This window comes from Mycobacterium sp. HM-7 (genome assembly GCF_053852335.1).
In genome coordinates this window covers 333,610-344,536 of the sequence record NZ_CM132657.1, presented here as the reverse complement: position 1 = coordinate 344,536, position 10,927 = coordinate 333,610, and the positions used below count along the sequence as shown (strand labels likewise).

Below are 10,927 nucleotides of genomic sequence, written 5' to 3'. Positions count from 1 at the left end.
GGATCGATATCATCGGCGGAAGGCTCGGGCAATGTCTGTTCTCGCGATGCATGTTTCGAACACCAAGTCCAAGTTGCAGGCCGGCGCGGCCGCCTGCGCAGTCGCTGGAGCCGCCGTTCTGACTCCCGCCATGGCGCAGGCCGATATCTCGGCGCCAGCTCCCCTCGCGCCGATCACGCACGTCTTGGACAACGTCGCGCAGGCGCCACATTTCTTGGCACAGGCCACCTGGTGGCAGAACGATCCCTGGTGGTGGGTGGGGAACACGCCGAACCCAAGCCCCGGGGCTCCGATTCTGGTCGGGACGTTTACCCCCCTGACGATTATCCCGGCCTTCCTCCAGCCGCTGTACAAGCAGCTCACCGCGAACATCAACCTTTCGGTCTGCTTCCTCGGCGCGGGTGCAAAGATCGGGCCGTACGGCACCATCACACTCTCGTTGACCAGGGGCTGCTAGGCCCCGCGGCAGTGCCGTCACGCGAGACGTTGATTGTTCTGTCGATGCACAGCAGGCAGTCGCTCAAATGCGGAACGTTTCCTGAGTGAGCGAGCATTCTCAACGCGCAACGGACGAAGGACCGGTTGGCGACGGTGAAGACGAAACCGACGGCGGGACCGCGCGGCACCGAAATGCCCGGAACCGTCGCCGTTTTCGCGTCATCACACTAGGCCTGATACTCGCCGCAATCGGATTCCTGTGCTGGCTGGGTTTCGAAGGCTACGCTGCCAAATCCAGCCTGGAGCGGGCCCGCGCCAGCGCGCAGCACGCAAAAGAGGCACTGTCCGCCGGCGACGTTGAAGCAGCAGTGCGGCTGGCCTCCGCAGCAGAAACAGACGCCAAGCACGCGAATGACTCCGTGCGGTCCATACCGTGGACAGTCGCCACCCATATTCCGTGGCTGGGAAGTCCGTTCGAGACGGCCCGCCAGGTCTCGCAAGTCGTGCTGGGATTGGCATCTGAGGTATTGAAGCCTGCGGCGGAGCTGGGGACAGCTCTCTCCCCATCCCATCTGATCAAAGGCTCGCGAGTCGACGTTCAAGCGCTTCGCGAGAAAGAGCCAGGATTGGTCAAACTCGCTTCGGACGCAAGGCGTCTCGAGTCGGATGCCGCCGCGATCACTGAGCCGACGTACCTGTCGGCCTTGCGGAACGCCCGTTCCGAACTCCAAGCGCAAACGGTCAAAATCTCCGACCTCCTGGAGGAGGCCACCCTCACCGCTAAGCTTGCTCCGGCTTTGATGGGCGCCGATGGACCTCGGACCTACTTCATGGGGTTCCAAACCAACGCCGAAGCCAGGGGCACCGGCGGGATACTCGGCGGATTCGGGATTCTTCGGTTCGACAATGGGGTGCCAACTGTAAATGCGTTGGGCCCCAATACCGAACTGACGGGGCCATTCAAACCACTGGACCTTGGTCCCGAGTTCAGCGGGGAGTACGGCTACACGAATCCAAGTACTGACTGGCGTAACAGCAACCTCAGCTCACACTTTCCGTACACCGCGCAGATCTGGCGGTCCATGTGGGCGCAGCAATCCGGCCAGGAAGTCGACGGCGTCATCGCGCTGGACCCAGTCGCTTTGAGCTATGTACTCGGAGCGACCGGACCGATCACGATGCAGGATGGCGAAGTCATCAACCAAGAAAACGTCGTCGAACTGACCGAATCCACTGCGTACCTGCGCTTCCCCACAGACCAGGCCGCGCGCAAGCAGTATCTCCAGGTCATCGCAAATGCTGTCGTCAAGAAGATGACAGGCGCAGTGGATTCTCCCCGCCGACTACTCGACGCACTCGGCAGAGCCGTCAGTGAGCGGCGGATCGCGATCTGGAGCGCTGATCCCGAAGAGCAAAAATTGTTGGAGCAGACACCGCTCGCCCACACAATTCCAGATGACGCATCGCCCTATGCCGCAGTCGTTCTCAACAACCTCGCAGGCAACAAAGTTGATTACTATCTGCGGCAGGACGTCACCTACAAGGCCGAGGGGTGTGCGGGCGCCACCCGCAACACCACCGTCACCGTGAGACTGCAAAGCGTGGTACCGGAAACACCGTTACCCGACTACGTAGCAGGCGCCGCGGGCCTCAACCTCAACCGAAACGTCCCGATCACCTTGCCAACGGGCTCCATGCTGACGTCGGTCCGACTTGTTGCCACCAAGGGAGCAGCATTGGTCGGAGCTTTCTCCAATGGTCAAGAGATTCCGGCGTTTACGGGCATGGACCGAGGGCACCCGACCTTCGAGATTCAGGTAGCCATTCCGCCGAGGCAATCGGGCGAGCTGACCTTTCGACTCTCGGAACCCACGGGCCCCGGCGTGGCCCAGGTACCAGCTCAGCCTCTACTCACCACAACCGCACCCACCGTCGAAGTTCCAGTGTGCCCGCAGAAATAATGACGGTTCCGCTAATTTGCTCTGCACCTTGACATACATTAGGTACCGACACACGCGTTGAGGGACGTACGGAGGCTGACTGCGACGCGCAACTGCCATCGTACGAGGCAGACGCGCCAGACGATTACCGCGCCAGACAATCACAAGGAGTGAGCGGCATGGATCTGCAGAGTTTTCTGAAGATATTGCGGCTGAGATGGATAACGGTCTGCGCAACGATTGTTCTGGCCATGCTGGCCGCAATCGTCATTACCGCGATCACGACCCCGCTCTACAAATCATCGACGCGACTCTTCGTCTCGACCTACGCAGGCAGTTCGCTGTCCGACACCTATCAAGGCAATCTGCTTTCCCAAGAAAGAATCAGTTCGTACACGATTCTCCTGACTGGCGAGGCGCTCGCCCAGCGCACTGTGAATGCACTACATCTTGATATGTCCACGCAGGCGTTGCGCAAGGAAATCAGCGCACGGTCGAAAACAGGCACCGTCCTGATTGACGTGGATGTCCTCGATCCCTCCCCAATTCGTGCGCGCGACATCGCAAACACGCTTTCGGACCAGTTCGTCAAGATGGTTCGGGAACTCGAAACTCCGGCAGATGGCAGCCTTCCCGACACCCGGGTTGTGATTGAGCAATCCGCCGTGGCCGCTACGGTTCCGACGGTGCCAAATCTGACACAGAATCTCGGATTGGGCTTGGTGGCAGGTGTATTGCTCGGCATCGCGTTCGCTCTCGGCCGGAGCATGCTCGACAAGACCGTGAAGAGACCGGAGGATCTGGCAGACATCACCGGGGCTGCGATCGTCGGTGAAATCCCGGTAGACAAAGCTCGACGATCAGCGCCGGCCATCTCGTTCGGTAACGAGAATTCCCGAATTGCAGAGTCATTCAGAAAACTGCGTACCAATCTCAGTTTCCTCTCGGTGGATAATCCACCTCGGGTAATCGTGATCACGAGTTCCATCCCCAATGACGGTAAGTCAATAACGGCGATCAACATTGCTCTCGCCCTGGTGGAAGTCGAGAACAACGTACTTCTGATCGACGGGGACATGCGCCGTCCTGTCGCAGGCAAGTACCTCAACGTAGACGGCGCAGTGGGCTTGAGCACGGTTCTCAGCGGCGCTGTATCGCTTGGCGATGCCTTGCAGGAGACGCCGTTCTCCGGTCTTACCGTATTGGCGGCCGGAGCAACACCTCCGAATCCCAGCGAACTGCTCGCGTCGCACGCAGCCAAGAACTTGCTCGAGGAGGTTCGTGGCAAGTTCGACTACGTGATCGTGGATTCATGTCCGCTACTCGCCGTCACGGACGCGGCTCTACTGGCCGCCAATGCAGACGGTGCGCTGCTACTTGGACGGTACGGCCAGACGAAGCGAGATCAGCTGAAAAACGCCACGGATGCCCTGCGGAATGTCGGCGCCACGCTGCTAGGCACCATACTCACGATGACGCCTCAACGCGACCGTTCGGCCTACGGCGGCGGTTACTACTACTACGGCTACCGCCGTTCGAGCTGACATCCACAGCGTACGTAGAACGTAGTCATGCAATGACTCTCCGGAACATCGACGCGTCGGCTGGCGATTTCACATTGCGGTTTGTAGCCGTCGCCATCAAGAAGAGCTGGTGTGTGGCCGGGGCCCTGTTGGCGCTCACCGCATGCACCTCCGAGCCTCCGCAGTACGAGTCGCGAGAACTGCCCCTTCCAGCACCCACGAGCCGAACTGTGGAGTCTGTCATCACAACCCCGGACTCCATACCTATCGAGGCATCGTTCATCGACGATTTCGACCGGCCAGGTACAGCGGGCCAGCTCGACAACGGATGGCAGTTACGCGGCGCACCGATAGGCGACTCGCCATTGCCTCCCGCGGCCGACGGATACCTGATGGACGGGCACTTCACCTACGACGGAAAGAGCGACGTGATGGCGCTTCGCCAATTTCGCGCTCCAGTCCGCACGATCGGTGCCGAGGGGACGTTCCATCGACGCAACGATTCCACCAGTGATACCTCACTGGCCATCGGCATGGCCGGGGACGTCAATGTCGCCGATAACGTGGTGCTGTTGGTAGCCGATCGCACTACTTGGCAAGTAAAAAGTCGATTGGCCAACGGCCGATTCAAGACGGTGGCAACCGGAGGGTTTGCGCCTCCTCTGGAGCGCGACCGTCCGTATAGGTTCGCCCTGAGCTGCACAGGTGACCATGTAAGCGTCGCGGGCCCCGGACTTTCCATATCAAAACCCCTCGTCGTGCCAATCCCCCTCGGCACCTTCGGATTCTGGCGCGAATATCCAACTCGAACGCCCGCCGGCGAAGTCTTTGACTTCGACAAGGTATGGGCTCTCGAGGACGGCCAACCGGCGTTACCGCCAATGACGGCTTCGCCCGACTCGGGGCATTGACAGGGCATCGGCGGCAGGAAGACAGGGCGAAATATGAACGCCAGCGGGATATCGGACGGCACTTTGCACGTTCTGATCGTGCACTTCAACACCCCAGAACTGACATCTGCCCTCGTTCGTGACTTGCCCTGCAGAACTCCACGTGGGCGTAGGTTGGCCGTCCACATACTCGATAATTCGTCAACCGAATCGAACCAGGAATTGCTTCGCTTCAACCTGCGAGACGCGCAGTCCGTGAGCATTCAACTAAGCAGCGAGAACATTGGCTTCGGCGCCGGAATGAATCTTCTTGCCAGCAGGACCGACATCGGAGCAACGGACATTCTGTGGCTGCTGAACCCAGACACCCGGCTTGACCCAGGCTGCCTAGAGCGGCTCGAAAGGGAACTAGACGTCGGAAGATTCTCAGTCATCTCACCGCTCATATTCAGCGGCGAGTGGCCAGATCCGTGGATTTGGTACTGCGGCGGGTCGATCGATCGAGACTCGATCCGGGTCCAGCATCTGGACTACAGGTTGCCGCTGCGCGAAGCCAGGAACGACGTGTTCGAAACGGATTTCATCACGGGAGCGGCGCCGATGCTGCGCGCGTCCACATTTCGCAGTCTCGGCGGGTTCCCCGACAGCTACTTCCTTTATTGGGAAGACACGCTTCTTTCATGGAAGGCACACCAGATGGGGCTGCGCCTCGGTGTGGTGCCAACTGCGCGCCTGTGGCACGCAGGCGGCGCATCGTCTGGCGGCCGCGCCCGGCGGGCGATCTCGACGACTACTTACTACTGGTCAGCACGGAACCGATTCGTGTATGCGCGTGACACAGGAGTGCCCAGAAGACAACTGCTGGCCGGCAGCGGTGGGGTGGAATCCTTCCGTTTAATCGCCATGGCAGCGCTTGAGCACGAGGAGCGGCTCCTCAAAACACGTTCAGCCGTCTGCGGAGTGTGGGACGGGCTACGGCAATACGATAGGAGTGCAAAGCAGAATGCGCGCACTTTCGTCTAGGGTAATAACCGGGCCAGAATTCTGGCTCATGGCGTGGCTGTTGTCCATCACAATGGTGCCGATTTGGATCAGCATTCGGCTCGTTGCCACAATTCCGATCCACTGCGTGGTGGCATTGCTGGCCATCATTGCCGCAATCTTGGGCGGCCACCGCATCCAGTTTCACATCTTCGATGGCTATCTCATTTTGATTGTGGGCGTGGCAGCCCTCGCGGTCGACAACATCAATCAGGGAATGCTCGCCGAAATCGTTGTGCGATGGATCATTCCATACTTTGCGATCAGAATACTGGCGCCCGCCGCAGGAATTCAGTTCACAGTTGATGCGATCAGTCTGATGCTCGCGGTCGTGGGTTGTTTGGCCGTGATTGAGTTTCTACTTTCCTGGCATCCATTCGTCAGTTGGACTGTGGACTGGAACTCAAAATCCAATGAATTCCAGACCTGGCACCAGATACAGACACGCGGCGGAAGCGACCGCAGCACCTGGGCGTTTGGACACGCCATCGCACTTGGCGGCTCTCTGTCGCTGTCGATACCGCTGATCGCCCGTGCATCATTTCGAAATGCGTGGAAGATCATGATGTTCATGGCAGTCGGCGCCGGGATCGTCACCAGCGGAAGCCGAAGCGCGATGTTGGCCGCAGCCCTCACCGCGGGCCTGACCATGGCTTACACAGCGAGACATCAAGCCAATCGGATTCTGGCGATACTGACCGCGGCCGCCACTGCACTTCTGATTGGCCCACAAGTCCTACCCGCCTTTGAGCAATGGGCCGCCGGCAACTCAGCGGAGGAACAGGGTAGCGCCTACTTCCGCAGCTACTTGTACGAGCTCTACCTGCCCAAAATTCAATGGTTCGGACGATCGCCAGATTTCTTCAATGGGACAGCATTGACTGACTCGATTGATAGCGCACTGCTCTACATCGGTGTCAATTGGGGCTGGATAATCACCGGGATCATCGTATTTCCACTACTTGTGGTTGTCGTTCGGGTCGTGGCCGGCCGCGCATCTGCTCCAGAGATAGCATTGGCAGGCCAAGTGCCACTATTTTTGACCGTCGCCCTGCTAACCCAGTACGAAAGCCTGATCTTCATCTTTGCCGGACTGGCGGTACAGCTCGCAAAGACTGAATGCACGAACTTTACCGACGCGCCCGAACCGTGCGACATCCGAGTCGATTCAGTATCCGGGGCACGCTCATCCAACACCGATGCTGCCTACCGATATGGAGCTCGCCAATGAACCTGTCAGCTCGGTATGGGCGCAAAGTTCGCAAGCGCCGCAGGGAGGCAGAACGAAAGCACCAGCGGCTCGACATCCAGGGCCTGCGGATGGTTGCCGTGCTCAGCGTCTTCGCCAACCACCTGTGGCACTGGCCCGCCGGGGGGTTTGTGGGGGTCGATGTGTTCTTCGTAATTTCCGGTTTTCTTATCACTGGCAATCTGCTGCGCAGCGCCGAGTCATCCGGCCGCGTATCGTTTGGACAATTCTACTGGAATCGCATTCGCAGGATTGTCCCTGCCGCCACCGTCGTTCTGGTTTTCACATATCTCGCATCGACACTGGTATATCTTCCGTTCCGATCACATCAGATCGGAGTCGACGCGCTATGGGCAGCATTTTTCGGCTCCAACTGGCACTTCCTGAGCATCGGCACCGACTACTTCCAAGCCACAGCTGCCACCGTATCGCCGATTCAGCACTACTGGTCGCTATCGATCGAAGAGCAGTTCTATTTCGTCTGGCCCGCACTGATCTTCATCATCGGCATAGTCATCGTTCGCAAGAACTGGTCGCATTCGTGGCAGAGCGCCATTGCGGGAGCAGTGATGGCCCTGATCGTCGCAACGTCGCTGTCGTGGGCTTTGCACGAAACAACGGAGTCGCCGATATCGGCGTACTTCAACACTTTTGCGCGAGCTTGGGAGCTGGGAGTTGGCGCGATCCTGGCCACGGCCGTTGGCGTGCTCGCGCAAGTTCCACGCAAACTGAAGCCAGCTTTGTCCTGGTCCGGCCTCATCCTCATCTTTGCCAGCTTCGCGCTCATCAGTGACGGTATGCCTGGTTTCCCGGCACCGGCGGCGCTGCTGCCCGCCATCGGCGCGGCATTGGTAATCGCTGCAGGAGTGGGACAGGAACCGGAGTACCAGGCATTCTTACGCAGTCCGATTTCCGGTTACATTGGTGACATTTCATACTCTCTGTATTTGGTCCACTGGCCAGTCATTGTTCTGCTCGGCGCGGTGATGGATGTGAGTGGCTCGTTCTTTGTTGCCGCTGTGGCCCTGTCTTTCAGCCTGTCGATTGCCTCATACCACCTGATCGAGAATCCCCTGCGCCGCGCCAATCCCGACAAGGCTCGCGCCGTCGCGGAGGCAATACGCAAGCAGAAGTACTCACCGGCAAAGTCGACTCAATACGCAGCACTGTGTGCGGCAAGCCTTCTGGCCATTGCCGGCATCGCGTGGTTGACCCAACCGCCGCCGACAGCAGACGCTGACAAGGTCAGTGGCGCAGTAGTGGATATGGCCGCGGACGACAAGGAGGCCGCGACCCTTCCTGCCATGGCTTTGGGCCCTGTGAACACGGTCTTGCAAGCCGAGATCGCAGATGCCCTGAAAGCCAGCGAATGGCCCGCTCTGAATCCATCGATGGAATCGTTGTTTGTGGGCGGACAAGACCAACATATGGCAACGCCTGAGGTTGCCATATGCACTGGCACGGCCGTCGCACCGCCTGAGCTCTGCCACTACGGGTCAGCATCAGCGCCGCTGAAGATTGTTCTCGTCGGGGACTCGGTCGGAGTCGGTTACGCGGAGATCTTTCGCGAACTGGCCTTGAATTCAAACGGTCGTTTACAGGTCTTCAACCAGACCATGCAAACGTGCGCCTTCACTCAGGACACGCTGGCTCGGATAGGTGCGATTTCCGACTGCCCTGCTCGAAAGGACACCGCCGTCGAAGTCATCAATAACGTCAAACCAGATGCGGTGATCATCTCCAACGCGTACATGTCCGACCGAATCGCCGGCGCATCGCGGGACATGTCGACTCAGGAATGGGCGGATTCAATCAATCACATCATCGAGCGATTCAAGAGCAGTACTAAGAAGATAGTTCTGCTAGCGCCCCCGGCAGGTCACATGGCGATCAAAGACTGCTTCAGCAAGGTTTCGAGTAGGCCATCTAGCTGCGTGGGAAGAATCCTGCCGCTTTGGTATTCGAGAGCCGAGGCCGAGCAGAAGTTGGCCGCCTCGCTGGGCGGAGCATGGATCGACTCTCGGCCGTGGTTCTGCAGTCCGAGTCAGCGGTGCCCAAGCTTCGTTGGTACGACACCTGCCCGTGTCGATGAGACGCACATGGCGCCGCCGTACGCCAGCAAGATCGCGCCGGCAGTCGCCGAAAGCTTCACTGCCGCAGGTATTCCACTCGCATGACCTGAACTTTTCATCAGTCGTGCACACGCGCTGAGCCCAGCGCGGCCCAGGGACGCAAATATCTGCCCGAGCAACCGAACACGACAGGAATCAGCCGACCCCGCCGCATCTGGTTCTACTTCCCGGACGCGGCCCGGCGTGAGAGTCAATTCAGTGGTCGGCAACGGATTCAGGTTTGATCGCCAACACAGCGATGGATCCCCCGGATCGGCTTGCCCCACTCACGATTTCGGCAAGGATCGCGACCGGAACGAACGGCAGCGCCAACAAGGTTATGACGAAATCCAGGGATTTGGCAGGTGCGTTTCGCTTGAGCAGATGAAACAGATAGCTGGGCCGCCTGGTGAAACGGCTAACCGCCGTCTGCCACATGCCGAACCAGTTGTGCTCCATCATCTGATGGTCGGACCGTACAACGACAAGCCCGTGACGGGATAGCAAAGTACGGAGTCCCGTTTCGGTGAAGTGGGTCCGGTGCCGGGGCAAATCCAAGTGGTACCAGCGAGTGCGGGCCACCCGCGCCTGCACGCTGCCGAAGTTCGGGACCCCGATGAGAAGCCCACCTCCAGGCCTGAGCCAGTTCTTCAGCACGTCTACGGTATGGCCGGGGTCATCGACGTGCTCAAGGACATGCCACAGCGTTACGACGTCACATGACCCGGGTTCAACAGGTGCCGCATCGATTTCGGCCCTGATCAGTTCAATCCCGTACATGTCACGAGCCCCGATCGAGCCGCGTTCGCTGGGCTCGACACCGGCGGCCTCGAACCCGGCCGCAGCTGCCGCTGCGACGAAACGGCCGCGGCCGCAGCCCGCATCGATCACTCGCGCGGGTGCTTTGTACCGAGAGCTGATGAACTGCAGCCGGCGCCTATCGAACTGCCGAAGAATCGGTGCAGCCAGACTCGATCCGCGGGCCCGCTCTGGGGCATATGAACCCTTCTCGTAGAGTTCAGCGTCGACGGGGAAGTCCCCCTCGGTTACCCCAGTGCCGCATGTTGCGCAGATTGCCACTCCGAAACGACTAAGTCCCTCTTCTCCCGCAGCCGCAGTCCAAGCGTGAGAGGCCTGCCCGCCACATGCGGGGCAGTCAAGTAGCAACGCCTGTGAAGTCGTCGGCACCCTGCCAGTAAATCACAACCGAGGTGGCTGCCCACCCAAAACTTCCGTCCGCGAAAAATTCCTTCACGGGTCAGCGACCGGGCGCTTCACGACGACACTCTACTGGTCATGCAGGCGCAATCTATCCTTGTGCGACTTGGTGTTCGGGGCGTCGGCAGAAGGTCCCGCCACGTCTCGTCGAGCGCCGCTGTGCACGTCGACCCATCCCCTGATCGGCTCTGCGTGCGTCGATACTTCTTGCTTGTCAAGATGTCGCCTAGGACGTCCTACCCTCTTCATCGCGCACGACGTAGCCCCCAGTCCATGGGGTCATCACACGGGACGGCGCCTGCCTTGAATCACCGTGAGCGGCCACGTCGGCGGACTCCAAAACCGTTGCTGGCAGGTGGACCTCAGCCAATTCGGACGCCGCTTAGGAGTCGGGTTCCTTGCCAGTCAGGGAGAATCGCACAGACGTCACGGGCAATGACGGGCGTCATGTCTCGGTCGAATCCCAAAGTCTCGTCCCCCGCCGGACCCCGGGCGATCCCGTTGGCCCGCCACTACT

8 protein-coding genes are annotated in these 10,927 nt (G+C 59.7%); 7 read left to right on the top strand and 1 reads right to left on the bottom strand.

The genetic code is table 11. The annotated features are described in order from the left end of the window. Positions 1-31: 31 nt before the first annotated feature. The 7 genes from ACWW1C_RS01600 (at position 32) to ACWW1C_RS01570 (ending at position 9,258) form a co-directional block, all read left to right on the top strand. Positions 32-457 (top strand): hypothetical protein, encoded by a 426-nt coding sequence (locus ACWW1C_RS01600; protein WP_455981798.1) that lies wholly within the window; start codon positions 32-34, stop codon positions 455-457. Between the two features lie 85 nt (positions 458-542). Then, positions 543-2,399 carry a DUF4012 domain-containing protein gene (locus tag ACWW1C_RS01595; protein WP_455981797.1) on the top strand — a complete coding sequence of 619 codons (1,857 nt, stop codon included), beginning with the start codon at positions 543-545 and terminating at the stop codon, positions 2,397-2,399. A gap of 158 nt (positions 2,400-2,557) precedes the next feature. Continuing rightward, on the top strand, positions 2,558-3,922 hold the full coding sequence (locus tag ACWW1C_RS01590; protein WP_455981796.1) for a polysaccharide biosynthesis tyrosine autokinase: 1,365 nt from the start codon (positions 2,558-2,560) through the stop codon (positions 3,920-3,922). A 32-nt stretch (positions 3,923-3,954) separates the two neighbouring features. After that, positions 3,955-4,812, top strand: coding sequence for a hypothetical protein (locus tag ACWW1C_RS01585; RefSeq protein WP_455981795.1), 858 nt, complete (start codon positions 3,955-3,957; stop codon positions 4,810-4,812). Between the two features lie 234 nt (positions 4,813-5,046). Continuing rightward, on the top strand, positions 5,047-5,814 hold the full coding sequence (locus ACWW1C_RS01580) for a glycosyltransferase family 2 protein (RefSeq protein ID WP_455981794.1): 768 nt from the start codon (positions 5,047-5,049) through the stop codon (positions 5,812-5,814). A 28-nt stretch (positions 5,815-5,842) separates the two neighbouring features. Continuing rightward, positions 5,843-7,063, top strand: a complete 1,221-nt coding sequence (locus ACWW1C_RS01575) for a hypothetical protein (protein WP_455981793.1) — start codon at positions 5,843-5,845, stop codon at positions 7,061-7,063. Then, positions 7,060-9,258: an acyltransferase family protein gene (locus ACWW1C_RS01570; protein WP_455981792.1), complete on the top strand. Its 2,199-nt coding sequence runs from the start codon at positions 7,060-7,062 to the stop codon at positions 9,256-9,258. The genes ACWW1C_RS01575 and ACWW1C_RS01570 overlap by 4 nt, the downstream gene beginning before the upstream one ends. A gap of 150 nt (positions 9,259-9,408) precedes the next feature. On the opposite strand, the gene ACWW1C_RS01565 is transcribed toward ACWW1C_RS01570, so the two are convergent. Beyond that, positions 9,409-10,083, bottom strand: a complete 675-nt coding sequence (locus ACWW1C_RS01565) for a methyltransferase domain-containing protein (RefSeq protein ID WP_455981791.1) — start codon at positions 10,081-10,083, stop codon at positions 9,409-9,411. Positions 10,084-10,927 lie beyond the last annotated feature (844 nt).

Excerpts from the sequence above, each read along its gene's own strand:
- ACWW1C_RS01600 (WP_455981798.1), top strand. The coding sequence starts at position 32 with ATGTCTGTTCTCGCGATGCATGTTTCGAACACCAAGTCCAAGTTGCAG.
- ACWW1C_RS01590 (WP_455981796.1), top strand. The coding sequence starts at position 2,558 with ATGGATCTGCAGAGTTTTCTGAAGATATTGCGGCTGAGATGGATAACG.
- ACWW1C_RS01585 (WP_455981795.1), top strand. The coding sequence starts at position 3,955 with ATGACTCTCCGGAACATCGACGCGTCGGCTGGCGATTTCACATTGCGG.
- ACWW1C_RS01575 (WP_455981793.1), top strand. The coding sequence starts at position 5,843 with ATGGCGTGGCTGTTGTCCATCACAATGGTGCCGATTTGGATCAGCATT.
- ACWW1C_RS01570 (WP_455981792.1), top strand. The coding sequence starts at position 7,060 with ATGAACCTGTCAGCTCGGTATGGGCGCAAAGTTCGCAAGCGCCGCAGG.